This window comes from Verrucomicrobiota bacterium, from assembly GCA_037139415.1.
In the GTDB taxonomy this organism is placed as follows: domain Bacteria; phylum Verrucomicrobiota; class Verrucomicrobiia; order Limisphaerales; family Fontisphaeraceae; genus JBAXGN01.
The window spans coordinates 1-26,727 of sequence record JBAXGN010000104.1; the positions used below are offsets into that span (position 1 = coordinate 1).

The following is a 26,727-nucleotide window of genomic DNA, read 5'->3' on the forward strand; positions in this document are numbered from 1 at the left end:
GTTAACAATAACTTCCGAGGCACCCTTCAAATAACTCGTAAACTGGGGCTAGCCTACAACCTCAAGCGGCTGCATTTGATGGGCGCGGGCTTAAAACTGGCCAGCGGTGGCTAAAAGGGCGAAAAGCCTCCAACGAAAGAAAAACAAGTTCCGTTCGATTGGGACGCGCTGTGACGGATGGTGTGGATGGTCAAATCCGGCACATGGCGACCTAACGTTTCCGTGATACAGGCTCCTATCCCACATTATGTCCGGGCTTCTTAAAAAAACTGCTTTTCTAAGTCCGACAGGCTGCTAGTGCCTTTCGGAACCTTTGGAAGGCCACCTGGGATTTTCCGGGTGCCTTTCTGAACCTTTGGAAGGCCACCTGGGATTTTCCGGGTGCCTTTCGGAACCTTTGGAAAGCCACTTCCATTTTAGGAAGTGCCTTTCGGAAGGAGAAACACTTTACTTTAATGACGGGCGTTAAACTCGCCAATGGAGTTGTTGGCGCATTCATCCAAAGCGGCGTCGCGGCCCCCAACACCCCCGCCTTGCCGCGCGCACTCCAAAAATGGTCCCTCACCGCCCGAATCGTCGTCGAGTTCAGGAAACGCTCCATTCCGCAATCCGCAATCCGCAATCCGAATTTATGGCCCTGCCTTGCCGCGCGCACTCCAAATTTTTTAGGACGCGTCCTATTGACGGGGCGGGATGCCCCAATTACTGTGGCGGCGTTGAACATGACTATGCGAGATTTTAACGGACTGCTGTTGAGCTGCCTCTTCGCGCTGGCGGGTACCCTGCCAGCATCAGCCCAATCTGCCGATCAATCCTTGGCGACCTTCTTCAAGGCGTACTTGGAGGATAACTTCAAGCTGCGCCCCCTCGAAGCCTCCCAATTGGGCGACCACCGGTTCGATGACCGCCTGGAGGATGTCTCGCCGGAATCCCGGCGCGCGTGGGTGGACCTCATCCGCACGACCCTGGCGGAATTGCCCCGGCGCGTGGAGTACGCGAAGCTCACGCGGGACGGGCAGATCGACTTCGAGATTTTCCAACAAAGCCTGGAGCGCTCCTTGTGGATGGATGCCAACTTCCATCCGTTTGAGGACGATCCCCGCACTTACAACGAATACATCAACGAAAGCGTCTTCCTGCTGTTGTCCCAATCCTCCCTGCCCAAGGAGGTCAATGTGTCCCATGCCATCGCGCGCATGGCCCATATTCCCAGGATCGTGGCGGCGGCCCGGCAAAACTTGCGCAACCCACCCCGGGTGGTCGTGGAAACCGCGATTCGGCAAAACCAGGGGGCCATCAATTTCTATGAGCAGGATATTTTCATCCTGATCGGGAAAACCGCGCAGCTCGAATCCTTGCGCGCGGCCACGCAGACGGTGTTGCCCGCGTTGCGTGCGTACCAGGATTTTCTGCAAAAGGATCTCCTGCCCCGCGCCACGGGTGAATGGCGGATCGGCAAGGAGCGCTTCGCGCAAAAGCTGGAACGCGTCCTCGACACCGGGATGACCGCCAACCAACTGCTGGACGTGGCGGAGGCGGAATTCAGCCGGGTGGAGCGCGACTTGTATGTGATCGCCCGGCAACTGTGGGGGCGTTACGGCACCGGCCAACCGTTGCCGCCCGATGATGCCGAGGGACGCCAGTTGACCACGCACCTCGTGCTGCGCCAGGTGGCGCAGGAACATGGCCGCCCCCAAGACCTGGTCAAGGACGCCCGGGCCACCGTGGCCAAGATCAAGAAGTTCATCGCCGCCAATGACCTGGTGCGCCTGCCGGAAACCGACCGCTGCCAGATCATCGAAATGCCGGAGTTTCAACGCGGCAATTCCCTCGCGTACATGAACTCGCCGCCACCCCTGGACAGCACCGCCGCCGGTTACTACGCCATCAGCCCGCCCCCCAAGGATTGGGACGCCCAGCGCGTGCAAAGCCTGCTGGAGGAGTACAACCGCCACATGCTGCAAATCCTGACCATCCATGAAGCCTATCCGGGCCATTACGTCCAGCATGAATACGCCAACCGGGTGCCGTCGTTGATTCGCAAGGTTCTGGGCAGCGGCGTCTATATCGAAGGCTGGGCGGTGTACACCGAGCAAACCATGCTGGATCAGGGCTACGGCCAGGGCGACCTTGCCTTGCGCATGAACCAGTTGAAATTCTACCAGCGCGCAGTGGCCAACGCCATCCTGGACCACAAGATGCATTGCACCGAAATGACGGATGACGAGGCGTTGAAGTTTTTGACCGAGCGCGCCCACCAGAGCGAGGGCGAGGCTAAGTTGAAAGTCATCCGCGCCAAGCAAAGCTCCGTGCAGTTATCCACTTACTTTGCCGGCCGCACCGCCATGTATAATCTGCGGCAGCAAATGCAGCGGCGGCTGGGCACCCAGTTCAACCTGGGCCGCTACCATGAAGCCGTCCTGGAAAATGGCCCGGTGCCGGTCAAATACCTGCCGGAACTGGTCAGCACCAAGCTGGGAGTACCGTTAAAATGACCACCCAAACCGGCAGCCTCAGCAATCCTAAAAACACATGGCGAGCGCCACGAAACAATATGCAATCCGTTGATAAACTTGGGGACAACCCCGTTCACACCATGCTCGTGCTTCTGAGCATGGTTTTCACCGTTGGGACTGCCGTGTCAGGATCGCCAACCCAAGCGAGCCAGCCCGCCAACAATCCCGCTACCAACATCGTCACGCTGAACGTTGGCGACAAGGTCACTTTGAAGCTGGCCTATATTCCCGCCGGGACGTTTCTCATGGGCAGTCCGGCTGCCGAGCAACACCGCTTCAAGGATGGATTCAAAGACGAGACCCAGCACGAAGTGACCATCAGCAAACCGTTCTACATGGGGATTTGCCTGGTGACGCAAGAGCAGTACCAGCAACTCATGGGCAAGAACCCCAGCAAGTTCAAGGCTCCGCTTAATCCTGTGGAGAATCTCACTTGGGATGATGCCGTCGAGTTTTGCAAGGCGCTATCGGCCAGGACTGGCAAATCGCTTCGATTGCCCACCGAGGCGCAATGGGAGTACGCCTGCCGCGCCGGGAGCACAACGGCTTATTGCAACGGTGACACGCCGGAGGATCTGAAGGCGGTTGGCTGGTGCAGCTACGATGGGAAATGGGGCAGCGCCAAGGCACCGAAGCCGGTCGGCAGCCTCCAGCCCAACGCATGGGGTTTATACGATATGCACGGGAATCTCTGGGAATATTGCGCCGACTGGTATGCTGCGGATTCGTATGCCAATACCAAGCGCAGCGATCCGCAAGGTCCGGACACCGGAACGCATCGGGTGGTGCGGGGCGGCCCTTGGAACGACTATCCCAGGGACTGCCGTTCCGCCAAGCGCGAGAAGCGGACGCCGAGTTCAAAAAGCTTCAGTGGCGGATTCCGCGTCGTGTTGGACGAGAACTAAAAGGCAGCTCATCACTGAGCCTTCCGTAACTCATTGGAACAAGCAGAAAACTCATGCCTTGCGCCTGAAAAAGGATGGCCCGGCAATTGACTCAATAACACAAGCTGCCAACGATCCATTTTACTCGTGGCCGTTACAATAATGGCGTTTTACCTTTGCTTTTCCCCTTCAGATAGTTTCAACTCTACCGGCTTTTGCATGACAACAGAACAGAATAATGAGACCCCGTCAACGCCGTCAATACCGGCGGCGGCGGGGACGCGCAGTTTTTCGCGGGACACGCTTCCTTGGGTGGTGCTGGTGGTGGCACTCTTAGTCTATTTAGCCACTGCCACTCGTTGGGTCACCTTTGCCAGCTTGCTTAAGCTGGCCCAGATCGCCGGGTGGGATAGTCAGCCGGTCGTGACCCAGCCGGTCTGGTTTTTGGTGACGTATCCAATCAAATGGGTGCCGCCCATGTTCCAGGCGATCTGCCTCAACCTGCTGACCGTGGCGCTGGCAGCGTGGAGTGTGATGTGCCTGGCACGTTCAGTGGCGTTGTTGCCGCATGATCGCACGCGGGATCAGCGCATACGGGAACCCAATGAACAGGGGTTGCTCTCAATCCGTTTTGCCTGGGTACCACCGGCACTGGCAGCCATGGTGCTTGGCCTGCACCGCATCTTTTGGGAACAAGCAACAGTGGCCACGGGAGAAATGCTGGACCTGTTCCTGTTTGCCTACGTGGTACTGTGTCTGCTGGAATTTCGGGTTTCACGAAAAGATTACTGGCTGGTACGGCTGGCGCTCGTTTACGGGCTGGCGACGACCAATAACTGGGCAATGATCGGATTTTTCCCGCTGGTGGCGACGCTGATGCTGTTTTTAAAAGGAAGGGAGTTTTTCCGATTCGGTTTTCTAGCCAAAACGCTTTTGGCAGGCATGCTGGGATTGTCGTTATACTTCGTGCTACCAGCCCTGGCAACGAACACTCAGTTTTGGCACATGCCATTCTGGCAGTCAGTGACGACGGTGTGGGCACAACAGAAAAACATGCTATTGGCCCAGTATTTGCGGTTGCCTTTCATGATTCTGTCATTGACCTCGATTATTCCATTGTTTTTTCTAATCATCCGCTGGCCGTCCTTCAGTGGCGATATCAACCCAATCGGCGCCTATATGGAAAACATGGCGTTTCGCACCCTGCACGTCATGTTTTTCGTGATGGGCGTCTTTGTGATGTGCAAAGCGCCTTACCAAGCGTATCTGAATCAGTTTCCCATTAAATTCCTGACTCTGCATTATACGTGCGCGCTGATGGTGGGGTATTTGGGCGGATACCTATTGCTGGTATTTGGGCGGGATATCCGGTATTACCTCACGAAACGCACTTGGCTCGATCTGGCAATCTGCCGAATTCTGGCCAGCTTGGTATTTATCAGTCTGCTGACGGTTCCGATCTGGCTGACTTACCACAATTTGCCGGTCATCCGGGCTACCAATGCGCCCACGCTGAAAAATTATGCCCGCCTGCTTGCTTCGCAGTTGCCCGAATCCGGTGCCGCCCTGGTAACCGATGATCCTTATCACTTGTATCTCGTGGAAGCGTATTTTGCGTTACAGCCAAAGGGGAATCCCCACCTGATGATCAATAGCAGGCAATTGCAGTACCACTCGTACCACGAATACTTGCTGGACCGGTATCGCCAACGGTGGTGGCCCATGCCCACGCTGCGCGGTGGCGAACCCATTCATGAACCGATTCCAGATTCGCTTTTGCTGGAACGCATCATGCTACTGGATGATCGGATGCCCATTTATTACCTTCACCCCAGCTTCGGGTACTATTTTGAAGCGTTCTACACCGAGACGCAAGGCTTGGTCCAAAAGCTAAAACGTTATCCTCCCGCTGCCATGGTACCGCCACCGCTGACGGTGGATGAAATCAAGTTAAACCAGGATTTTTGGAACAAAGCGGGGAGCTATATGCTCAAACTGGTGGATTCGGCCAAAGTCAACAATGTCGAAGCCACCGTAACCGCCTCGTGGTATTCGCGCGCGCTCACGTTGTGGGGTGTGCGTTTACAGCGCCAAAACAGCCTGAAGGAAGCGGCGGAAAGCTTCCAGCGCGCCCTATCCTTGAATCCGCAAAATCTAACCGCGCAGGTCAATCTGGCTTTCAATAAACAACTGGCTGCTGGCAAAACCGAACAGCCTGTGTTGGACAAGCACTTTGACATCCAACTGGGTGCATATCGTTCGTGGGATGCCATCTTTAATGCCAATGGCCCGTTTGATGACCTATTTTTTACGTTTCACTCGGGACGCAGAATGGCGCGCGGCAACCTGTACCGCCAAGCCTTTCAACAGTTTCTGCGGGTCAAAGAGTTGGATAAGAATTGGATTCCTGCTGACTTGGCCATGGCTGAAACTTTCACCAGTTTTGGTCTGCCCGGCAGAGCACTGGAGATTCTGTCCGCATTACGCGCTTCAGGACGCCCCGCAGTAGAAACCCTCGACACCCAAATGGATATCGCTCGCCTCGAAGCTATGTCCTGCTATGCGGCGGGCAAACCCGATGACGCCGAAGGAGTATTATTGCGGTTGCAGGTCAGGTATCCGAAAGAAAAAGAAGTAAGCGAAATGATGGCCAATGTCTTTTTGGATAATGGAAAATATGACCGGGCGTTGGAGATATTTGATCAAATTATCCAACAATTCAAGGAAGACCCGCAGATCGCGATGCGAAAAGTCCAAGCGCTAATGCGTTTGGGGCGGTTACCGGCGGCGATTGAAGTCTTGACTGACATGCTGCGGCGTAAGCCGGATAATCATGATGCGTTGTACAACCGGGGGCTCTGTTATTTAAATCTGGGCCAGTTGGAGTGGGCTCGCTTTGATTTTGACGTGCTCCGCCGCGCGTTGCCATCCGCTTATCCGGTTACTTTTTATCTCGGTGAAATCGCCTACCGGATCAAAGACGATCGGCAGGCCGACCGGCTGTTCAGCGAATATTTGATGATGGCTCCCTCCGGGGAACCTGATCGCAATCTCGCCGCCAAGCATTTGGCTGAAGTAAGAAAAAGAAAATAAGTATCGCCTGAATCCGCCAAGCGAACTGGTGACGAAAGAGTCTGCAAGTGAACCCGATCACCCCAATGCGTTGCCAGCAAACGCCAGCCAGGTCATGCGCGTAACGCATGTCATTACGCGCCTGATCATCGGAGGCGCACAAGAGAACACACTGGCCACCGGGCTGGGTTTGCGCCGGTTGTCGGGAGTGTCCGTGCAACTGTTGTCCGGCCCCACCGGCGGTTCGGAGGGCAGTTTGGAACCGGTGGCGGCGCAAGTTCCAGGATTGCTAAGGCGCATTCCCGATCTGGTGCGGCCCGTACATCCTTGGCGTGACCTGCGGGCATTTCGCCAGTTGTGCCGGTGTTTTCGCGAATGGCCACCGGATATTGTTCACACGCACAGCGGCAAGGCTGGAATTCTCGGCCGGCTCGCTGCCCGGCGCACCGGTGTCCCCTTGATTATTCACACCATCCACGGTCCCTCATTTGGTGATTTTCAAGGCGGGTTGCCAAACCTTCTGTATCGCGGCGCGGAACGTCTGGCAGGGCGGACCACCACCCACTTTGTCAGTGTCGCGGACGCGATGACCTGTCAATACCTGGCGGCAGGCATTGGCCGACCGGAACAATACACGCGTATCTTCAGCGGTTTTCCGCTGGAGGCCTTCCTCACTGCGCGCCCTGATCCAGTCTTGCGCAGTCAATTGGGATTGCGTCCCGGAGATTTTGTGGTGGGTAAAATCGCCCGGCTGTTTAAACTCAAGGGCCATGAGTATTTGTTTAACGCGGCCCCCGCGATCATCGCCCGATGTCCGCGCGTGAAGTTCCTGCTCGTGGGCGATGGCCCAGAGCGGGAAAAATTTGAGCGCCGAGTGGTTGAATCCAGACTGCAATCGCACTTCATTTTTACCGGGTTGGTGCCGCCGGAGCGCATTCCATCGCTGGTGGGCGTGATGGATGCCTTGATTCACCTGTCGCTACGCGAGGGCTTGCCGCGCGCCCTACCCCAAGCACTGGCCGCCGCCAAGCCGGTGATCGCTTATGATTGCGATGGCGCGCGGGAAGTCTGTCTGGATGGGCGCACTGGTTTACTGCTGCCTCCGGGGACGGATGTTGCCGAGGCGGTACACACGCTGGCTGAGGATCCCGGCTTGTGCGAACGCTTGGGCCGGGACGGCCAGGCGTTTGTGCGCACCCGGTTTTCGGTTGAAACAATGGTGGCGGATACGTATTCATTATACCAGCGATTGCTGGCGGCACGCCCCGCCAAGACTCGATAAACGAAAATGACACATCCGGCTGCCACTCTCTATGCAGGCGCGCTGCTCTGCGCGTTTGCAGGCGCTTGTGCATCGGTGCCGCTTTGGCGGCGTTGGTGCCAGCGAGCGGGACAGATGGATGATCCCGGCCATCGCAAGATTCACGCGCAACCCATTCCGCTGGCGGGCGGGTTGGCCGTGTTCACCGGTTTGGCCTGTGCTGGAGTGATCGGCCTCGCTTTGTTGCCTTCCGGCTGGCTGGAGGCGGTAAGCGCCGCCCGGCTCTGGCACGGATTAGGCAAGCGCAGCGATCAATTGGCGGTTATTGCCGGCGGCGCTTTTGGCATGTTGTTATTGGGCTGGCTGGACGACCGTTATGAACTGCGGCCCGCTCCAAAGTTTGCCGGGCAGTTGCTCGTGGCATTGGCAACGGCGGCAGCCGGCGTTCGTATCACGCTATTCGTACCTAATCCGGTCTTCAGTTATGCGGTGACTGTGCTGTGGATATTAACCATCACCAATGCGTTAAACTTTCTGGATAACATGAATGGTTTATGCGCCGGCTTGGGTGCCATTGCCGCCGCTTGGTTTGGCTTCTTGGCGGCGGGACAGGGGCAATACCTGGTAGCCTTGATTGCGTTTGCCGCCACCGGCGCGTTACTGGGTTTTTTACCTTATAACTATCCGCGCGCCTCGGTGTTTTTAGGGGACGCTGGAAGCCACTTGGTTGGCTACCTGCTGGCAGTGCTGGCGATCTTACCGCATTTCCATACCGTGAAACACCCCAACCCGTGGGCCGTGCTCAGTCCAGTATTGGTGTTAGCCGTGCCCCTGGTGGATCTGGTCTGGGTGGTATGGTTGCGCTGGCGCTTGGGCAAGCCGTTTTACATGGGCGACACCAATCATGTCTCCCACCGCCTGGTGCGCCGTGGTTTTGCCCCGGTGTACGCCGTCGCGCTGCTTTGGCTGATTGCCGCGTTATGCGGTGCAGTGACGCTGCTGCTTTAGCGGGACTGTAACCAAGCAAAATCGGCGATCACACCACCTGGACTACGCCTGTGCCTTTAACCACTTCTCCAATAATCCAGGCCTTATGTCCGGCTTCCTGAATAAAGTCCACCGTTTTCTTCGCCTGGGCGGGCGCGACCACGGATACCATCCCAATGCCCATGTTAAACACTTGGTAAAGCTCGGCTTCATTCACCCCGCCTTTCTCCGCGAGAATCTGGAAGATGGGCAGCATGTCCCATGTGCCCTTGCGAATAATGGTGTCGCACTTGGAAGGAACGATCCGGGGAATATTATCCACAAAACCGCCTCCAGTGATATGTGCGAAACCACGCACGACCGGCTTGTGGCCGGGGACGTTAAACTTCTTCAGCATGGCCTGGACCAACAACCCGTAGCTGACATGCACTTGCAGCAACTCCTCGCCCACCGAACGTTCCAACCCGGACAGGCTGTCCGTGGGCTTCAATCCCATCTGTTCAAAGAAGATTTTCCGGGCCAGGGAATATCCATTGGTGTGCAGGCCGCTGGAGGCGATGCCGATAATGACGTCTTCCGGCACGATCTCCTTGCCGGACACCATTCGGGATTTTTCAACCACGCCGACAATGGTCCCGCTAACATCGTATTCGCCGGCTTGGTAGAAGCCAGGCATCTGCGCCGTTTCACCGCCAATCAAAGCGCACCGGTTTTGCGTGCAGGCCAGCGCAAAACCAGAGATGATTTGCTCGAATACGTGAGGCTCTAGCTTGCCGGTACCCAGATAATCCAGGAAAAAAAGCGGTTCCGCTCCGAGTACCGCGATGTCGTTCACGCAATGATTCACCAAGTCCTGGCCAATGGTATCATGCTTGCCAAGCGCAAAAGCGATTTTCAGCTTGGTGCCAACCCCATCCACGCTGGAAACCAGCACCGGTTCCTTGTACTTCTTGAGGTCCAGTTGGAAGAGTCCGCCGAAACCGCCGACTTTGCCCAACACGCCTTTGCGATGGGTAGCAGCCAATAATTGTGGCAGCCGCGACTTGACCTGGTTGCCCAGATCAATATCCACGCCCGCTTTTGCGTATGCTTTTTGCGTCATAAAATTCTAAGAATTAACCAATATCAAGTAATGTTCTACCGGATAGTTTTAATAAAGACCAGCACAATTCCTCAGCCGCAGCTAAAGTGGTTCGGATAACCTACACTCTCCGCAACCGCTCCGCGGGTCCTTCTTTCCGCGAGGGGCGGCGGAGAGTTATTCCAACCGCGTGATTTTGGCTCCCAGCGCGCCCAACCGCTGGTCAATATTCGCGAAACCGCGATCTATTTGCACAATGTTTTGGATGATGGATTCCCCTTCGGCGCACAGAGCGGCGATTAACATCGCCATGCCGGCCCGGATGTCCGGGCTGTTCAGCCGGGCGCCGCGCAGTTTGTCCGGACCAATCACCACGGCGCGATGCGGGTCGCACAGGATGATGCGAGCCCCCATGCTGATGAGGCTATCGGTAAAGTACAAGCGCGACTCGTACATCTTCTCGTGAATCAGGATAGTGCCTTTGCACTGCGTGGCTGTCACCAGGGCGGTGGAAGTCAGATCGGCGGGGAACCCGGGCCAAGGCGCATCGTCAATTTTCGCCGTCGCGCCGCCCAAGTCGCTCGCGATTTCCCGCGTTTGATTCGCAGGTACCAGCAGGTCATCACCTTCCACCAGCGTCTCAATACCGAGCCGTTGGAAGACCGCGCGGATCATGCGCAGATTCGCGCAATCCGCTCCTTGAATGCGCAGGTTGCCACCCGTGACCACCGCCAGTGAAATGAAGCTCCCGATCTCTTGATAGTCTGGCCCGATACGGTGCGTCGCCCCGTGCAACGAGGTGACGCCTTCGATGTACACCAGATTCGAGCCGATGCCCGATATTTTAGCCCCCATGCAATTGAGCAGATGGCACAGGCCCTGCACATGTGGTTCGCTGGCGGCGTTGCGGAGCACGGTTTGTCCTTCCGCCAGCGCGGCGGCGCAGATCGCGTTCTCGGTACCGGTCACCGACGCCTCATCCAGCAGGATGTCCGCGCCTTTCAATTTCTCTGCGCGCAATTCAAAACCCTCCGCCGTGGTGATGACTTCCGCGCCCAGCGCCTGCAACGCCAGCAAGTGCGTATCTAACCTTCGCCGGCCAATACGATCCCCGCCGGGGCGTGGCAGCAGCACGCGTCCGCAACGCGCCAGCAAAGGTCCAGCCAGCGTCACGGAACCGCGCAGTTTGGAAGATAACGTGGTGGGTAAATCAGTTTTCAGACTGGTGGATGCCTGCAAGCGCAGCGAAGATCCCATAGCCGTGAGATTGACGCCCAAGTCTCCGATGATTTCACGCATGATGTTCACGTCCTCGATATTCGGGACGTTCTCCAGCGTCACGGCCTCCCGGGTGAGACAACACGCGGCCAATACAGGCAGCGCCTCATTCTTGTTCCCTTGCGGCACAATCACCCCGCTCAAGGGTTGACCACCCTCGACTCGGAAATGCGGCTCGCGTATCTGTTTTCGCATGACGGAAATAGTCCAGTTCCCGCGCGAAACGTCGAGGGAAAAAACAGACATTCAGCACGGCACTGGAAACACCCCCACCACCTAGCGCTGGCAAAGTTCAGCCAAATCCTCCACTATAGGTTCACGCGGTTCCAACTCTGGAGCGGGCGATTGATCATTTTCCAACTTGTCCCGTATTTTTCCGCTATGCGCCGAGCCCGAGCCATGACATATTGGGGGCGCGATGAAAAACTGGATTGCCAACTATTTGCAAGCTCACAAGGCCGCTTTGGATTCCATTCCGAAGGAAACGGTTGCCGAGTTGATCAGCACCCTGCGCCAGGCCCTGGCGGAGGACCGTCAAGTCTTTGTCTTCGGCAATGGCGGCAGCGCCGCCAATGCCTCGCATTTCGCCACCGACCTCGGCAAAGGCGCCTCAGACAAATTGGGACGCCGGTTCCGCGTGCTGTCGTTGAATGACAACGTGAGCTGGATGACCGCGCTGGGCAACGATTACGCCTACGAAGATGTGTTCGTCCGCCAGTTGGAAAACTACGCGCGCGCGGGGGATGTGGTCATGTCACTCAGTGTCAGCGGTAATTCCCCGAACTGCGTCAAGGCGCTCGATTACGCGAATAAGGCTGACTGCAAAACCATTGCGCTGGTCGGTGCCAAACGCGGGCGCATGGCCGAGATCGCCCAGCAGGTCGTCGTCATTAACGACTCCCACTATGGCCGGGCTGAAGACGCCCAGATGACCATCTGTCACCTGCTCTGCTACGCCTTCATGGAAAATCCATCCTGGGGTAAATAACAGCGCGAAATCCCGCCAGTTTCCGGGATAAAAAATATTTTAGGTTTGCCATTGACAGTATGGCATTGATGCCATACATTGAATGCATGAAAGTAACTATGCACATTGATGATGAGTTGTTAGCCAGAGTCGTGGTGGCCACGGGGGCGGCCAGTAAAACCGCCGCTGTGGACCTCGCCTTAAGAGAAATGGATAGGAGAGCAGAGTTGAAAAGACTCGCCAAAGAAGGCTTGGGGTTGGACGCCATGGAATTAAAGGAAACCTTTGAGTCCTCCTATGATTTGGCCGCGTCGCGCAAAACCGAAGCCCCTGTAAGTTATGCCCGCAAATCCCGTTCTCATTGACAGCAGTTACTACATCCACCTGGCGCGGCAAGGTCAGGACCCCCTTAAAAGCCTGGCCGTAGCCGCGGCAGAACGGGATTTAGCGATATGTGGTGTCGTCCGTTGCGAGGTGGGACGCGGCATTCGGCATCCGGCGATTCGCGAAAAATTCACGGCCTTTTGGAACGTCATGGTAAATGTGCCCACGGATAATCGGCTGTGGGAACAGGTGGAAGAAATGGCATGGCAACTGGGGCGACAGGGAATCACCCTGCCGCTGACGGATATCATCATTGGTTGCAGCGCCCTGCGCATTGACGCGGTGGTGTTAACTTTTGACGCGCACTTCTATGACATCCCCGGGCTGCACGTCACGTCATCACTGGGATGGTAACCCCAGTCTGCCAGCATTCACGCTGAATGCCTCAGGGCGTGGCCATGAGCTTCTGAAATTCAGGGGCTTGCCGGAGGGCGTTCCAACGCGCATCCCGCCAAGCCTCGGTGCGCAGATTGCGCGACTGGGGATTGGCCACCAAGCGTCGCTGGTTTAAGTCCAAGGCCTGCTTGAGGGCTCCAAAGGCTTCATCGGCCTTTCCAGAGGCAGCCATCAGGGATGCCAAATCGTACCATGCTTCGGGATTTTCAGGCGTGCGTTGAACTAATTTTTGCAGCGCCGCCTGAAGCTTTTGCGGATTATTCAACTGACCATAGGCTTGCACAACGGCGAGCAGAACATTCGAGTCCGCCTGCGGATGGTTCAGCAGACCATCGTATATTTGCATCGCCTGCTCGGGCTGCTGCATCTGCAAATAAGCACCAGCCAAATTGAATGCGACCTGGAAATTCGTCGGATTTTTTCGCAAGTCCTGTTCCAATTGCCGAAGATGACTGCGCGACTGCTCGACCCCGGCTTGTTGCTGCTTAAAGCTCTTCAGATTGTTCAGCAATCCGAGCGCTTGACCATTATATGGATCCAATTTCAGACAGGTTTGCACTATCAGCATCGCGTCATCCAATCGGTTCAACTGGAGCAACAGATTGATATAGCGGAACACGGCTTCCGGACTGTACGGGCAATACGCAAATGCCTGCATAAAGGTGTAATTGGCCTCTTTGATCAACCGTTGAAACTCCTCGTTGGTCTTCGGACGAAATTCCGGCGGAATCCCCGGATTGAGACGCCACGCATAGACGCCGCCAATGGAACTGCGCAGTTTGGAGAACGCTTTCTGGGCATCGTCATCACGAAGAAACTTCCGATCCCCAGTAAAACCGGAGAAGTTATGTCGCACATACGTCTTTTCGACCCAATCAGTAACCTGTTTGACAGAGGTATCATAGTCAATAAAATCACCGATGAAACGCTTGGAATATTCCTTCCAGAAAACGTGATCGCGCTGAAGGATGTCTTCCGTCAGACTGGGCAACGGCTGCCGATTAATCTTCATGATGATACCGTAAGGCGTCAGATACGGGTACATCCAATCCAGCGGGAAACTTTCCTCCACAAAAAACTCATTTTTGGGGTTATTATCGAAAATAACCTTGGTCAACAACGCATTGATTTGCATGACGGCTACCTGGCCGGAAACTTGCACGCGATTCCCCACCAACTTGACGTCTTCACCGGGTTTAAGCTGGCCGCTTTTCATACGTTTCTGCGCATCCTCCAGATACTCTTGAAAACATTTTTGAGAATCCTCCGGTGTGGGCGTATAAATTTCCCGGTCTGGGTAAACCCCGCCCAAGCTTTTGGCAATGGCTTTGGGATAGGCCTCTTCCACGAGCAAGCGGTTCAGTCGGACACGGGTATGGCTTTGGGGATTTTCCTTGATGAAGTCCTGCAAGTATTCCGATAGCGTCACGTGTTTGAACCGTTCCGGATCATAGAAGGATCCAACCCTGGACAGATCGTCAATTTCTTTTTGCAACTGCTGCTGGCGTTCCCGCTTGCTGGTCGAGGAACTACCCATGACCAACGCATGGTCAATCTCCGCTTTCTCAGCCATTTTATCTGCGACGGTCTTTTTTACCTGAAGCTCGCGGTCCATCAATTGGTTCAAATCTGCAGCCAGACTGCGGCGCAGAAGTGCCTCATCAGATTTACCAGCCAAGAGCTGTTGCGTCTGCGGACGCAGATTATCGTAGATATATTTTGACAGTGGATCCTTCTGCCCGGGGCACAATTGGCTGCACAACGAGGGCAGATCAATAAAATCTTTTTCCGTGAACCAAGAAGTGAAGGTTCTCCGCCGCTTCTCGATGCGATCACCGTTGGAAATGAAAAACGTATCCAATGGCGATACCATACGGGCCAGCAGGTTGGTTTTGTAATTCTGCTGTTTTTCCGTCGCAGAACGCATCAACTCTTGGAAAAATGGCGGATCTATCTCCCGGCTTCGATTGTAATGGGCGCGGATGTAATTCAGATAGGTGCCATCCGCCAACGCGTTTTGCGTGATAATGTACACATCACGCCGATCAAACTTCTGATCTTCCTTGGGCTGACAGTCATGCGGAGTAAAACTCTCGCAGAAAATCATGTAGGTGGGACAAAAACGACCAGGATCCGTGCCCCCGAATAAAATGGCATCCTTGGTCATTTCCGGGAATATCGGTTTACCGTCTTTTTGGAAAGGCGGAGTGAACATGTCATGGCCAAACCAATAACCAAACATGTGTTGGCGTTGCTCGCTGCCGTACCAGTGATCCATCACCGAGTAGAGCGGCATGATGGCGAACAATCCGAGCGTGATGGCCAGAGGCGCGCGGTTGCGATAGAGGACCAATGCCGCCAGGAAGACTAACGCCATAACCACAAGCAACAGACCGGCAAAAATTGGCAGGCCATACTGATCCTTTTCAAATGCCTTGCCCACCCACAGCGGCAAATCAGTCAAACTGACACTACCAGCCGGGCCGAAGTAGTGTTTGCCGGTTACGTTCCAGAGATAGACAAACGAAATCAATAACGCCACCCCGCCGCCAATCAGCCCCCAGCGGCGAAAGCGTCCGTAATGTGTGGACATATACGCCGCGATTAAGGCCAATCCGTAGCCAATCAGGCTGGCGACAATGGTATGTGAGGCGTTGAAGAATACTTTGACGAGATCCGAGGACTGCCGGTCGGGCGTCGGGTTCAGCAGCATCATCAACAACACGCCCAAGCAAAAATAAATGGCAGTCAACCCGATCAGCCAGGCCCGCTCGCGCTGCTGCAACTTGAAGAAGAAGAGGAATGGCACGATCGCCACCAAGATATAGACCCAAGTAAATTCATCTGCGATGCCCATGATGAGCATCCCCATCTGCTCCAAGAAGCGCCCAGGCTCGGTAATTAGGTTGGTAGGATTAGGCTGCTCGTACTGCCCGCGAGTCAACGCATGGAAAAAGCCTTCGACCGTTCTCGGATATCCCCATTGCATAGGCGGATTGGTCATACCGGAAAGCGCCATGTATAAGTAAGCGGACACCCCCAGAACCAGCAGCCCGCCCATGGCCAGAATGGCCTTCCACTCGCTCAGCAGACCCTTGGTTTTTATAGCCAGCCACAAGCAGGCAACCCATGAACTAAGGCCGACAAGGTGGAAAATAATCAACAAGCCGCCCTTGGCACCGATATTTCCAAAGAAATGCGCACCCGTCAGCATCAAGTTGACGTTATACGCCAGATAGAGCAGTCCATTGACCAGGAACATGTCCCGCCCCAGTCGCGGGTGCCGCGCCGCAATCGCCACCTGGATACCCATGATGGCCACGATCAAGCTTTGATGGATGGTTAGACAGACACCAAACATGAAAATAGCCGCCAACACATAGCGGTACTGCTGCGGCGCGTACATCCAGCGCAGCAGGAAAATCAGCAGCGTTAGAATCCACGGGACACCGAACACAGAAATACGGTTCACCACGACGGATTCGCTCCACATGAAGCTATCGAAGCCCATCAATAACCCGGCAGTCATGCCCGTAATCAGACAGATGGCATTCTCCCATTTTCCAGTCATGGCCTTCAGTTCCTCAATGCCCTCCACCAACATGCTGCTACCTCGGGAAACCATCAGTGCAATCAGCCCGCATGCCACCGCCCCGGCAAACACCTGCCCCAGCGCCGCTCGCCACGCCATATTACCCCACGGCACCAGTTCCGTCCAAAGCCAGCTATAGATGGTCCACACTGGATAACCTGGTGGATGCGGGATGCCTGCGTAAAAGGAGCCCGTTACCAGTTCCCCCGAGTCTTCCAAGGTCAATTCAGGGGCGATGGTGAGGAAGTAGGCGACCCAAACGATCGCAAACGTCACCAGCATTGCCAGCCAGTCAATTCCACGAAACAGCGAAGGCACCTTCTCAGGAATTATCGGGGAAGCCGGAGCGCTCGCCGCCTGGGAGGCTGGCGTTGTCGCTCCGGTCGCCATCGGCGCCTGAGGTTTGTTTCCGCTGTTTTTTTGAGTCTTATTTTTACCCATAGAGATACTGCTATTCTGAACCCGGCTTGTAAGGCTCCAGTTCCTCGCCCTGACGCACGAGTCGGGCGCTGTTAAAGATGACAATGAACGACCCGGCGTTATGCATCAGCGCCGCAACGATGGGGTTTAGATACCCAAGCGCGGCAAGGGTCAGCCCGCCGATAATAAAGCCAATCCCGACCAGGAAATTCTGATTGATAACCGTCCGGGTGGTGCGGCTCAATTTCACCAGGAACGGAAGTCGGCGCAGGTCATTGTTCATCAAAGCGATAGTGGCGCTGTGGATGGCCACCTCGCTGCCCGCCGCCCCCATGGCGATGCCAAGGTCCCCGGCTGCCAAGGCCGGGGCGTCATTGACGCCATCCCCCACCACCGCCACGCGATAACCCTTTGCTTTGACCCCTTGCACGAATTCCACTTTATTCTGCGGCAAACAATCGCCCACCACTTCTTCGCAACCGATTTCGCGAGCCACCCGCGTCGCCACGGGTTGACGGTCGCCCGACACCATGGAAATTCGACGCACCCCGGCCTCTTTTAGGCCAGCCAGCGACTCCTTAGCCTCAGGACGAGTCTGATCCTGCAAGCCAATCCAGCCGACGCATTGACCGTTGCGCGCCACAAAAATGAGACTGAACCCTTCCGTTTCGTTCAGGTCCACCGATTGCAGAAAATCACCGGTAACACCGTTATCCTTGAGCCACTGCGCCCGGCCCACGAGCACCGGTTTGCCATCCACCGCGGCTTTGACACCAAGACCAGCGGTTTCCGAGAAATTCTGTGGCTCGGCCAGCAGCACGCCAGCCTCACCCGCCAGTTGCACCAGTGCTTTGGCGGTTGGATGGTTGCTGTATTTTTCGGCGGTGGCGGCCAAGCGCAACAGTTCGGCGGGGGTGTTTTCACCCAAGGGAGCCAAGCGACTAACGGCCAGTTTGCCGGTGGTCAAGGTGCCGGTCTTGTCAAAGACGAATGAGTTGATTCGGGCGGCCAGCTCAATATCAGCGACATTTTTAATCAAAATGCCGAGGCGGGCGGCCGCAGAGAGAGCCGCAACCATCGCCGTAGGAGTGGCCAGGATGAAGGCACACGGGCAGGACACCACCAACACCGCAATCACGCGATTCAGATCGCGCGTAAACGCCCACACCAGCGCCGCCACCACCAAAACCAGCGGAGTATAAAACCCCACGTACTGGTCAATAATGCGCATAATGGGCAGTCGCGTCTTTTCCGCTGCGAGGATCAGTTCACGAACTTTGCCCAGCGTGGTATCCTGACCGGCCCGAGTCACCCGAATTTCCAAAACCCCGGTGATATTGATAGTTCCAGCGAACACCTCGTCGCCCGCCTTCTTGTCCACCGGCAGCGATTCCCCGGTAATGCTGGCCTGGTTCAAAGAACTTTGTCCGCTCACAATTGCACCATCAGCGGCCACGTTGTCACCGGGGCGCACGCGGATGATATCCCCCACCGTCAGTTCAGCCACCGCCACTTCCTCTTCCTTGCCGCCAAGCACCCGACGGGCCTTGGTGGGCGTGAGCTTGATCAGCGACTCAATGGACGCGCGCGCACCTTCCGCCGTGCGGGTTTCAATAATTTCACCCAGCAACATGAAAAACGCCACCACACCCGCCGTCTTATAGTCGCCGGACGCAAACGCCGCGAGCACCGCGAGAGCCACCAACTCATTGATACTCAATAAGCCGCGACGCAAGTCCTGCACTGCGGTTACGATAATCGGATACCCTAAAATGATGGAGCCGAGCATGGCGCTGGCACTGGCCACCATCGAAGCGTGATCCATCAGGAAATCCACGATGAACGCATTGATGACAAACAGCAGGCCGATGACGGTCTGCGTCAAACGCACCGGCGTATGCGAATGATCATGGCCGCAGGAGGGGCATCCGGCGTCATGATTACACGTCGAACAACTACCGCCATCGTGATGATGGTGATGCGCGCCGGAATCGTGGTGGTGACCACCCTCCGGCTCTTGCCGACTGAGCAACGACGTGACTTGCATGATTACAAATTCCTAAAATCCAACATCCCCGCCACCAAGCCATACACCCGCCGGTTCATGACCCACATTCGCGCTGCTTGATGTTCGGAGTTTGACATTTCCAATTCGATTAATGTCCGCGCCCATCCTGCTTGGGCGCTTCGATCAACTTGGACTTCAACGGTTCCCGCCCCAATTGGAGCCGGAGTTCCCGGGGCTTGCCATCGGCCCGCTGCGGCAGGAAGAATTTGTCCTGCGCGTTGGTCAGGACGCGGCCCAAGGTCTCCGCCTGCAGACGGCTGGTAAACAATACTTCATTCTTTTTATACTGCGGCAGGAGGTCTTCAAAATAGCGTGCTTCGGCATTGATGCCCGCCACCGCCCGGGCGCGGTCGGTCTGGCCGGCGTTGACGCGCGCGGTACCTTCACCCTTGGCGCGGCTTAATACTTCGTTGGCATACCCCTGCGCGTCATTGATGGTTTTGCTGCGCTCATTCTCGGCGGCGAGCACTTCTTCAAAGGCGGCCTTCACCTGGCGGGGCGGAATGGTGGTGATGTCGCTTGGTTCGAGGGTAATCCCCAACTGCTGCTGGGCCACCAAGTCATTCACCCGGCTAATAACGCGTTCCTTGAAACCGGCGAGGTCGCGCCGCAGTGCATTATCCACCGTGTATTGGGCAGAGGCGTAGAGAATGGCGTTATTCAGCGCATTGGTCACAAACTCGGCCGCGTTGGTAAACCGCAGGTAATACTTGAGCGGCTCAGTCACCCGGTACCGGATCGTGGCGCGCACGTGAATAATATTGCCGTCTCCCGTTAGCGTATAGCCGTCAGCGACCGGGTTCAGGGAGGGACCGGCGGGCGGCTCCATGCCGGCGGCTGCCAGTTTGGGATCCACCGCGTACCAACCCACCGTGGAATTGGCCTGCTGGATCAGCACGGCCGGAATTTTAATTGGATCATCCACCGGGTAAGGAAATGCCCAATGCAAGCCCGGCCCCAACAAGGCGGCTTCCCCTTCCCCAACGGGTTTGCCAAACCGCAGGATCAGGGCGCGCTCCTGAGGTTTCACCGTAAAGATACCGGAACATAGAAACGCCACGGCCAGGAAAACCATGGCGAACTTCACAAGCACAAAGCTGCTCTTCAGTGCCTCGGCCAACGCCTGCGTGCGCGCCTCTTCCGCCTCGGCGGGGCCAATGGCCGAGATTACCGGCCTGGGTGCCTGGGCCGAGGCTTCTTGCTGCGGATGGTTGGGTGAATCACTCATCGCTGCCTCACTATTTGCGGTCCGTGGGATTCACGTTTTTCAACAGGTCAAAGGGCGGCGTATTTTGGTCCAGGATCAGCGTGGATTTTTCCTTCAGGGATTGCTCCAGCGCGCCCAGCTTGAGCAACAGGATGGCCAGGTCCGGATTCTTCTGAAACACCTCGAACGCCCGGGCCGCTTCCGCATCGCCTTCGCCCCGGATGCGCGTGGCTTCCGCCTCGGCTTCCGCAAGGATTTTATCCCGGTCGCGATCCGCCGTGGTGCGAATCTCAATGGACTTGGATTCGCCCTCGCCCTGGAACTGCTGGACGAGCCGCTGGCGTTCCGCCTGCATCCGGTCAAACACCTTCTGGGTGATGCTTTCTGGCAACCCGAGCCGCTTGATGCCTAAGAACTGAACTTCCACGCCGTATCGCGTGGTGGCCTCGCCGCGCACCTTCTGGAGAATTTCATTTTCAATCTCCGTGAACTTGAGCTGCTTGGGATCGGTGTTGATGAAGTCGCTGAAGGCATGCTGGCCGATCACTTCATTCTTCTTGCTGCGGATCAGGCCCTCCAGGCTGTGCTCGGCTTCGCTGATGGAGCCGTTGGCAAAGCTGGGGAAGAACACGGCGGGATTCGCAATCGTCCACCCGGCGTACACCGTCACCAACAGATTCCGGCCATCCTTGGTCAGGGTTTCCTCGAACTTGCTCTCGTAATTCTGCACGCGTTTATCCAGCTTGGTGACCTGCTGAATGGGCCACGGCCACTTGAGCTTGAACCCGGCATTGGTGTATTCGCGCGTCACCGCGCCAAAGGTGGTCACCACCGCGACTTCCGTCTGACGCACTTGGAAGGCGAACAGCAGCAAGATAAAAACCAGCATCAGCACGAGGCCGACGGCTAAGTTGATACGATTTCTGGTCATAACAAATATTGTTTATTTTTTTGCCGGCGGGAGGGGCACATCGAGCAAATCCGCCCGCACTTTGTCCTCAAGGTTCAAGATCACCACGTCGTCCGTGTTCGTGGTGGCAATGACATATTTGCGCGCATTGGCCAACCCTTTGGCCATGGCCTGCATGTAAGCGCGCTGGGTAAAGACATTCGTCGAGGCCTTGTACGCGATGATCTTATTGTCGAATTGCGCAGCGGTGGCCGCGGCACCGGCCTTGGTGCGCTCGCGATACGCCTCCGCCTCCCGCGTCAGCCGGATGGATTCCGCCTTGGCCATCGGCACGGTGCGCGCCTGATATCCCTGCGCCCGCAGAATTTTAGCTTCCTTCTCCTGCTCGGCAGCCACCACGGCCTCATACGCGCTGGCGATCTTCACCGGCGGATGAATCCCTTGCAGCCCCACAAATATAATATGCACGCCGAACTGCATTTCGTTGGCCCGAGCCTGGATGCGCGCCAGCAAATCCACGGCGGCCTTCTCGCGTCCAGCGGTCATGATGTCATTAATGTCCACGCTCACCAGATAACGCACCACTTCGCGGGTCGCGACTTTCTCCAGCAACGCGCCCGCATCCGTGTAATTGGTCGCCCACGCCAGCAGGTTGGTAATCTGATATTGGACGGGAATATTGACGGTGAGCAAATTGACCGGCACGGCTTGGGTGTCTTCTGTCCCTGGGGTGCTGGAAACATTCTGCTCGCGGCTGGCCACCAGCATGTTCAACTCTTCCTCGTAATGGGGCACGGACCACAAAATTGCCTTTTCATCCTCGTCATGCGCGCCGGCGGTGAACCCGACTTGGAACGACTGGATCCGGCGGGTTTGATGGCGATACACAATATCCATCGGCCACGGCAGCTTGAAGTGCGGTCCCGGCTCCATGATCGCGCTGGAGGTCACCGGCTTGCCGAAGCGTTCCAGAATGGCCTGCTCGCCGGCATCAATGATCACCACGCTGGTGGAAAGCCACAGCAGCAGCACTTGCACCAACAGGAACCAGCCCAAATACTGCCGCAGGAACTGGTAAAACCAGGTTTCCGACACCTTGAACCCGAACTGATAATCCAAGGCGTGCGCCGCCGTGGTGAAAATGCCTTCCGGCTGGCCGAGCAACCCCACCAGACGGCTATCATACAATAGCCGCGCCTCCTGGCCTTTGACGCGTGGGCGGTACACCTCCAGCAACAGCCCCACCAGATTCTCCGCCGCCATCAAGGCCAGCACCACCGCCAGCCCATACGCCAGATAGAAGTCCGCCTTGAGAAATCCCACATACACCAGCAGCACGCCCAGCGCTACCACCGCGCACAAATAGGCGCTTAATAACAGGTACGCCGCACCGGGTCGCAACAGCCGTTGCTTTTCCAAACGTGCGATGCTGGAGGCAAACCGCCCCAGCAGGAACAACACCAGGAAACCCAATCCCCAGAGGCACAGCGCCACCACCGGCTCCTGAATTGACGTCCCCTGCCCTTGCTGCACCAGCGGATACGACTTGGTCAACCAATACCATAGCCACCAGGCGCCGCCCGCCTGCACCGCCAGCAGCAACAGGGAAAACGCGGGGAGAAGATAGCGCTCGAACTGCTCCAGGGCGCGCCGTGCCGGGAATAACTCGGCCTCATTACTGCGGAACAACGCGGAATCCTTGGACTTGCGGGCCAACTCCTCCAGATCCAGCCGTTCCAGCCGCTCGTTCTCTTCCAGGCGCATCTGGAAGAAACTGAACAGGCACGCCAGGAAGCCCACCGCCAGGAAGATCACCCCGGCCTGGCCCGCAAACGAACCGGAATAGCGCGCCACGGCAAAGCCGCCGAGCGACGCCAGTAACAGCGCCACGCAATTCACCAATCCGTTTGTTCGGATGTTTCGTTCCATTATTTCACAAAATAACCATGCGATCACTTCAACTCAGGACAACTCACGGTCCTCAAACAACCACAGCGCCACCGCCAGGGTCGCGCCGCTATAACACACCGCATAAACGAGTCCCTTGCCCACGTACGCCCACAGGCCCGGCACCACTTTTTCGGTTTCCATTACATCAGCGACCCAGAATGATTGCCAGTTTGGGACCGCCGTGTAAAGCAATGATGTCCACCAACTTCCTTCCCGGCCAAACAGGTGCGGGGACATCAGCCCCAGCAGGAACAACGCCGAGCAGATCGCCAGCGTGGCCACCATTTCAAAGCGCGTCGAGCACGCCAGCGCCAGCGCCGCCAGCGTCCACACCGCAAACAAAATCAACAACCCCGCCGGCACCATCCGCCAATCCACCCCCGTGGCAAACGCCTGCAACTTCCCCTGCGCGCTAATGAAATTAATCGCCACAAACCCCACCGTGCCGGTCACCAACAGGCACAACACCGTATCCGAGACGAACGGGCGGCGCAGGAAGAAATTGCTTAACCCGCCCAAAACGTAAGCCACCGCAAACGCGGCTCCCCACAACGCGAACCCCAGCGTATCGGCATTCCCATACGCATCATAGGCCATGCGGCTGGCCAGCAACGCCGCCAGCAAACTCAGATACATCAGCACCGCCAGAGCCAACGCCAACCCCGCGTACTTGGCCAGCAGGAACTGCACCCGGCTGACCGGCTTGGATAACACCGCCAGCGCCGTGCCCGAGCGGATTTCCCGCGCGAACGACGCCGACGCGCTGAGCACCGCCCCCAGCAACCCCGTCAGCAACATCACCGCCAGCACACTATCCTTCACCATCTTGGGGTCATCCCCAAAGCCAAAATACGGCACGCACGACAAAAACACCTCAAACAAAGCAGCGGCTGTCACCAGCAGCAGAAAAATCGGCTGCCGGATCAACTCCATGAACGCATTACTGGTAATGGTCAAAAACTGCCGCATCGCATGATTGTTCCGTTTTCGTTAGACAACGCCAACCGCATTCTGTTTAAAACATTTTTCCCCTCAGAGCAAGCTAAAGAAACTCAGCAACGGGCGTAGCCGCCAAGGTAACGAGGCGGCCCATTCCGCAATCCGCAATCCGCATTCAGCAATTCCCCAGGTCCGTCTCCTGACCTCGACGGCTACGGGCAACAGTTTCCGCCTTTTATCTGGGGCCCCCTCCACCGTGTGATCCAGTAACCCTGAAAGACGCCTTTCCGGAGGTCTTGCCTCTTTCCCCTCATGACCACTTCGGCTAAACTCTGCCAATCCCATTCGGGATTGGAACCCCAAACCCAGCCACCCTGAAAGCGCTTGCAGCAATGGGGACGGCGGAAATTTTGGAGTGCGGTGGCAACTGCCGGGGGAACAGGGGCGGCAGGCGACACCGCTTTGAATTTCAACCGTCCAGCCGTGATCTTTCAGCCACTCCACTATGCGACACAGGTTCAGAAATTGAAGTTTGGACGACAACAGGAGGATTGGCACATCCATCCAAAGCGGCGTCGCGGCCCCTTCACCCTGCCTTGCCGCACGCACTCCAAAAAACGTCACCTAACGCTCAGCCACCACCACCGCCACTACCCGAAAACCGATATCGATGCTCCGACAATCAGGCGTGAAGTCGCAACGGCGCGGGGATAACTCAGGATTTTGGGGATGAATCCTCCGGTTTGGTTCGCAAGGCCCGGAGTTGCTCACGCAGGACGGCGGCCTGCTCTACGTCAAAAACTGCTCGCCGTGCCACCAGAACACCGGCTTGGGACAACCCCCAATGTACCCCCCGCTGGCCGGTTCCGATTGGGTTAACGCGCCGGGACCGGATCGCTTGATACGCATCGTCTTGCACGGATTGCATGGTCCCATCACGGTCAAAGACGCGACGTTCAACAACATCATGGTGCCGTGGAAAGATTTTCTTAAGGACGAGGAAATTGCCGCCCTGCTGACCTATCTCCGGCGCAACCAGAGTTGGGGCAACACGGCCCCGGCGGTAACCCCAGCGCGGGTGACGGAAATCCGCCAGGCTGAAACCGGTCGTGACGGGCCTTGGACGGCAGAGGAACTGCTGAAAATCCCCGCCGACAAACCGTGATGGCCCGCGGTTCAATTTGCCCCCACCGATGTCGGCTATATCTACGGTCTCCGCAGCGCCAGAATCAGCGCGTTCACCGTGTTGATGATGGTGCCCACTTCCCATTGGGTCGGGGGATCGCTGGCGGTGATTTCCATCGTCGCCACCCCGTTGCTGTTCGCGCTGCTGTTGTTGAGGACGTTATTGATGGCGTCCGCCAAATTCTGCGCGCTGATCTCGCCCATCGGCCCTTGCTGGCCGGGCTGGCCATCATTGCCTGGGGGACCTTGCGGTCCGGGCGGCCCCGGCGGCCCGGCGGGGATGTCGTTGATTCTCGCGTCCAGCCCGTTGAATTGCTGGCGGAGTTCTTGTGCGTCGAGCGGCGTTCCCTCGACCGGTTTATTCGGATCAAATGACATAAAAAGAAAGGATTAAGGATTAAGGATTAAGTTAAGACCCATTCAGCGGCTGCGGGCGAGTGAGGGTAGCGGCCATCCCTCCGGTGCTCACCCGCAGCCGGGTTGGTTTCATGGTTCATGGATTAGGAGGTCACGGCGATCCGAATGATCGTTGACCAATCCCCGTTGGGCACGTTCTTATCCGAGAACCGCGCCCGATATTCGCGTGTCTCCGCCGTGTTCGCCACCAGGAGGGGACGCGCATCCACGTAGGGCGAGTGCGTGGTGGTATCCAATCGCTCCCAGGCCCCGCCGTTGCGGCGGCTTTCCAGCAGCACAGCCTCGTGGCCATACTTGACGAACCGAATGCTGATGTTTTGCTGCGTCTCGCCCGACACAATCTTTACCGTCATGCTGGGAGCCAGATAGAGGGCGGCGTCCTCGCGGGCCAGAATCAGCAAATCCTGCCCGATGGTGTCCGTATAGGCGCTTTTCCCTTTGATGACGCGCACCAGTTCGTACACCCGCGTCAACGTGCCGGGGGCCACGGGCGCCACCCCCGTGGGCAGCGCCGGAGCGGTGAAGACCGGCAGCACGATCGGGTCCGTGCCCAGACCGTGCGCGGCCGCTTCCTCCGCCTTCGTCACCGCCATGCTGAACACCCGGGCGGAGTTGACCCATGCGTCCAGCACATAGTGCAGGAACTTGCAGCCCGCCACCACGGCGTCCACCTCCGCCTGCACCAGGCCCAGCGGGGTCACATAGCCGGGCGCTTTGCGGATGAAGTTATCCAGCCACACCGTTTGATCGCTGATGCGACTGGGATAGTACGGTTGTTTTTTCATTTTGTTGCCTTTGTTTGGTTGTTTTTGTTTTACCGACATTGCTCCGGCGAGCGGATAGCTCCAACCCGTGTTGTAGCAGACCGCAACGCTATTGTAACGCGGTGGCCAGGGGTTACTCATAATGCCCATGCCTCCTTTCCGGCGGTCCGGTTCACCCGTCCGCCTTCGCTTGCCTGCGTCGCCGCAATAAATTCAGGATTTTTCATAATCAATGGTGGCTTTCCAACGTTTAAGGCCTGCGGGAAACCAGTTTCCGACGGCGGAAAATGGTTCCTTGGCTGCTTGAAAAGGTTTCCGGGCGTCTGAAAACGTTTCCTTGGCTGCTGGGAACGATTTCTTGGCGTCCGAAAATGGTTTCCCGGCTGCTTGGAAAGGTTTCCGGGCGTCCGAAAACGATTCCTTGGCTGCTGGGAACGATTTCTTGGCGT

21 protein-coding genes are annotated in these 26,727 nt (G+C 56.9%); 10 read left to right on the plus strand and 11 right to left on the minus strand.

Going from position 1 to position 26,727, the window contains the following annotated elements:
- The first annotated feature begins 455 nt into the window (after nucleotides 1-455).
- The 5 genes from WCO56_17695 (at nucleotide 456) to WCO56_17715 (ending at nucleotide 8,741) form a co-directional block, all read left to right on the plus strand.
- Nucleotides 456-2,495: a DUF885 domain-containing protein gene (locus tag WCO56_17695; protein MEI7731412.1), complete on the plus strand. Its 2,040-nt coding sequence runs from the start codon at nucleotides 456-458 to the stop codon at nucleotides 2,493-2,495.
- A gap of 59 nt (nucleotides 2,496-2,554) precedes the next feature.
- A complete protein-coding gene (locus tag WCO56_17700) occupies nucleotides 2,555-3,421 on the plus strand; it encodes a formylglycine-generating enzyme family protein (GenBank protein MEI7731413.1) in 867 nt (288 codons plus the stop codon).
- A gap of 198 nt (nucleotides 3,422-3,619) precedes the next feature.
- A complete protein-coding gene (locus WCO56_17705) occupies nucleotides 3,620-6,493 on the plus strand; it encodes a tetratricopeptide repeat protein (protein MEI7731414.1) in 2,874 nt (957 codons plus the stop codon).
- A 94-nt stretch (nucleotides 6,494-6,587) separates the two neighbouring features.
- Nucleotides 6,588-7,754 carry a glycosyltransferase family 4 protein gene (locus WCO56_17710; GenBank protein ID MEI7731415.1) on the plus strand — a complete coding sequence of 389 codons (1,167 nt, stop codon included), beginning with the start codon at nucleotides 6,588-6,590 and terminating at the stop codon, nucleotides 7,752-7,754.
- A 6-nt stretch (nucleotides 7,755-7,760) separates the two neighbouring features.
- Nucleotides 7,761-8,741: an MraY family glycosyltransferase gene (locus WCO56_17715; protein ID MEI7731416.1), complete on the plus strand. Its 981-nt coding sequence runs from the start codon at nucleotides 7,761-7,763 to the stop codon at nucleotides 8,739-8,741.
- Between the two features lie 28 nt (nucleotides 8,742-8,769).
- On the opposite strand, the gene purM is transcribed toward WCO56_17715, so the two are convergent.
- Nucleotides 8,770-9,822, minus strand: coding sequence for a phosphoribosylformylglycinamidine cyclo-ligase (purM, locus tag WCO56_17720; protein ID MEI7731417.1), 1,053 nt, complete (start codon nucleotides 9,820-9,822; stop codon nucleotides 8,770-8,772).
- 156 nt (nucleotides 9,823-9,978) lie between these two features.
- Nucleotides 9,979-11,262, minus strand: a complete 1,284-nt coding sequence (gene murA, locus WCO56_17725) for a UDP-N-acetylglucosamine 1-carboxyvinyltransferase (GenBank protein MEI7731418.1) — start codon at nucleotides 11,260-11,262, stop codon at nucleotides 9,979-9,981.
- Nucleotides 11,263-11,497: 235 nt separating this feature from the next.
- Between murA and WCO56_17730 the strand changes: the two genes are divergently transcribed.
- The 3 genes from WCO56_17730 (at nucleotide 11,498) to WCO56_17740 (ending at nucleotide 12,784) form a co-directional block, all read left to right on the plus strand.
- Nucleotides 11,498-12,067, plus strand: a complete 570-nt coding sequence (locus tag WCO56_17730; GenBank protein ID MEI7731419.1) for an SIS domain-containing protein — start codon at nucleotides 11,498-11,500, stop codon at nucleotides 12,065-12,067.
- An 86-nt stretch (nucleotides 12,068-12,153) separates the two neighbouring features.
- Nucleotides 12,154-12,411, plus strand: coding sequence for a type II toxin-antitoxin system VapB family antitoxin (locus tag WCO56_17735; protein ID MEI7731420.1), 258 nt, complete (start codon nucleotides 12,154-12,156; stop codon nucleotides 12,409-12,411).
- Entirely contained in the window at nucleotides 12,386-12,784 is a 399-nt protein-coding gene (locus tag WCO56_17740) for a PIN domain-containing protein (protein MEI7731421.1), read from the plus strand. The genes WCO56_17735 and WCO56_17740 overlap by 26 nt, the downstream gene beginning before the upstream one ends.
- 31 nt (nucleotides 12,785-12,815) lie before the next feature.
- Here the strand turns inward: WCO56_17740 and WCO56_17745 are convergent, their stop codons facing one another.
- Together WCO56_17745 and WCO56_17750 are read right to left on the minus strand one after the other, a co-directional pair.
- Nucleotides 12,816-16,859: a DUF2723 domain-containing protein gene (locus WCO56_17745; protein ID MEI7731422.1), complete on the minus strand. Its 4,044-nt coding sequence runs from the start codon at nucleotides 16,857-16,859 to the stop codon at nucleotides 12,816-12,818.
- 10 nt (nucleotides 16,860-16,869) lie between these two features.
- Nucleotides 16,870-18,723 carry a cation-translocating P-type ATPase gene (locus tag WCO56_17750; protein MEI7731423.1) on the minus strand — a complete coding sequence of 618 codons (1,854 nt, stop codon included), beginning with the start codon at nucleotides 18,721-18,723 and terminating at the stop codon, nucleotides 16,870-16,872.
- A gap of 51 nt (nucleotides 18,724-18,774) precedes the next feature.
- On the opposite strand from WCO56_17750, the gene WCO56_17755 reads away from it, so the two are divergent.
- Nucleotides 18,775-18,966 carry a hypothetical protein gene (locus WCO56_17755; protein MEI7731424.1) on the plus strand — a complete coding sequence of 64 codons (192 nt, stop codon included), beginning with the start codon at nucleotides 18,775-18,777 and terminating at the stop codon, nucleotides 18,964-18,966.
- Between the two features lie 28 nt (nucleotides 18,967-18,994).
- Here WCO56_17755 and WCO56_17760 read toward each other — a convergent pair whose 3' ends face one another.
- From WCO56_17760 to WCO56_17775, 4 genes are read right to left on the minus strand one after another with little or no spacing between them, the layout of a single operon-like run.
- Nucleotides 18,995-20,134 carry a protease modulator HflK gene (locus WCO56_17760; protein ID MEI7731425.1) on the minus strand — a complete coding sequence of 380 codons (1,140 nt, stop codon included), beginning with the start codon at nucleotides 20,132-20,134 and terminating at the stop codon, nucleotides 18,995-18,997.
- Between the two features lie 10 nt (nucleotides 20,135-20,144).
- Nucleotides 20,145-21,044: a protease modulator HflC gene (locus tag WCO56_17765; protein MEI7731426.1), complete on the minus strand. Its 900-nt coding sequence runs from the start codon at nucleotides 21,042-21,044 to the stop codon at nucleotides 20,145-20,147.
- A 12-nt stretch (nucleotides 21,045-21,056) separates the two neighbouring features.
- A complete protein-coding gene (locus WCO56_17770) occupies nucleotides 21,057-22,952 on the minus strand; it encodes a protease modulator HflK (protein MEI7731427.1) in 1,896 nt (631 codons plus the stop codon).
- A gap of 33 nt (nucleotides 22,953-22,985) precedes the next feature.
- Nucleotides 22,986-23,942, minus strand: a complete 957-nt coding sequence (locus WCO56_17775) for an ABC transporter permease (GenBank protein ID MEI7731428.1) — start codon at nucleotides 23,940-23,942, stop codon at nucleotides 22,986-22,988.
- Nucleotides 23,943-24,675: 733 nt separating this feature from the next.
- Between WCO56_17775 and WCO56_17780 the strand changes: the two genes are divergently transcribed.
- A complete protein-coding gene (locus tag WCO56_17780) occupies nucleotides 24,676-25,077 on the plus strand; it encodes a cytochrome c (protein MEI7731429.1) in 402 nt (133 codons plus the stop codon).
- Nucleotides 25,078-25,118: 41 nt separating this feature from the next.
- Here WCO56_17780 and WCO56_17785 read toward each other — a convergent pair whose 3' ends face one another.
- From WCO56_17785 to WCO56_17795, 3 genes are all read right to left on the minus strand, one after another.
- Nucleotides 25,119-25,475: a hypothetical protein gene (locus WCO56_17785; GenBank protein MEI7731430.1), complete on the minus strand. Its 357-nt coding sequence runs from the start codon at nucleotides 25,473-25,475 to the stop codon at nucleotides 25,119-25,121.
- A gap of 122 nt (nucleotides 25,476-25,597) precedes the next feature.
- Nucleotides 25,598-26,419, minus strand: a complete 822-nt coding sequence (locus tag WCO56_17790) for a hypothetical protein (GenBank protein MEI7731431.1) — start codon at nucleotides 26,417-26,419, stop codon at nucleotides 25,598-25,600.
- A 72-nt stretch (nucleotides 26,420-26,491) separates the two neighbouring features.
- Nucleotides 26,492-26,727: hypothetical protein (locus tag WCO56_17795; GenBank protein ID MEI7731432.1), on the minus strand; the 236-nt coding region annotated here is incomplete at its 5' end.

Excerpts from the sequence above, each read along its gene's own strand:
- WCO56_17695 (MEI7731412.1), top strand. The coding sequence starts at position 456 with ATGACGGGCGTTAAACTCGCCAATGGAGTTGTTGGCGCATTCATCCAA.
- WCO56_17700 (MEI7731413.1), top strand. The coding sequence starts at position 2,555 with ATGCAATCCGTTGATAAACTTGGGGACAACCCCGTTCACACCATGCTC.
- WCO56_17705 (MEI7731414.1), top strand. The coding sequence starts at position 3,620 with ATGACAACAGAACAGAATAATGAGACCCCGTCAACGCCGTCAATACCG.
- WCO56_17710 (MEI7731415.1), top strand. The coding sequence starts at position 6,588 with ATGCGCGTAACGCATGTCATTACGCGCCTGATCATCGGAGGCGCACAA.
- WCO56_17715 (MEI7731416.1), top strand. The coding sequence starts at position 7,761 with ATGACACATCCGGCTGCCACTCTCTATGCAGGCGCGCTGCTCTGCGCG.
- purM (MEI7731417.1), bottom strand. The coding sequence starts at position 9,822 with ATGACGCAAAAAGCATACGCAAAAGCGGGCGTGGATATTGATCTGGGC.
- WCO56_17730 (MEI7731419.1), top strand. The coding sequence starts at position 11,498 with ATGAAAAACTGGATTGCCAACTATTTGCAAGCTCACAAGGCCGCTTTG.
- WCO56_17735 (MEI7731420.1), top strand. The coding sequence starts at position 12,154 with ATGAAAGTAACTATGCACATTGATGATGAGTTGTTAGCCAGAGTCGTG.
- WCO56_17740 (MEI7731421.1), top strand. The coding sequence starts at position 12,386 with ATGCCCGCAAATCCCGTTCTCATTGACAGCAGTTACTACATCCACCTG.
- WCO56_17745 (MEI7731422.1), bottom strand. The coding sequence starts at position 16,859 with ATGGGTAAAAATAAGACTCAAAAAAACAGCGGAAACAAACCTCAGGCG.
- WCO56_17755 (MEI7731424.1), top strand. The coding sequence starts at position 18,775 with ATGATTACACGTCGAACAACTACCGCCATCGTGATGATGGTGATGCGC.
- WCO56_17760 (MEI7731425.1), bottom strand. The coding sequence starts at position 20,134 with ATGAGTGATTCACCCAACCATCCGCAGCAAGAAGCCTCGGCCCAGGCA.
- WCO56_17765 (MEI7731426.1), bottom strand. The coding sequence starts at position 21,044 with ATGACCAGAAATCGTATCAACTTAGCCGTCGGCCTCGTGCTGATGCTG.
- WCO56_17770 (MEI7731427.1), bottom strand. The coding sequence starts at position 22,952 with ATGGAACGAAACATCCGAACAAACGGATTGGTGAATTGCGTGGCGCTG.
- WCO56_17775 (MEI7731428.1), bottom strand. The coding sequence starts at position 23,942 with ATGCGGCAGTTTTTGACCATTACCAGTAATGCGTTCATGGAGTTGATC.
- WCO56_17785 (MEI7731430.1), bottom strand. The coding sequence starts at position 25,475 with ATGTCATTTGATCCGAATAAACCGGTCGAGGGAACGCCGCTCGACGCA.
- WCO56_17790 (MEI7731431.1), bottom strand. The coding sequence starts at position 26,419 with ATGAGTAACCCCTGGCCACCGCGTTACAATAGCGTTGCGGTCTGCTAC.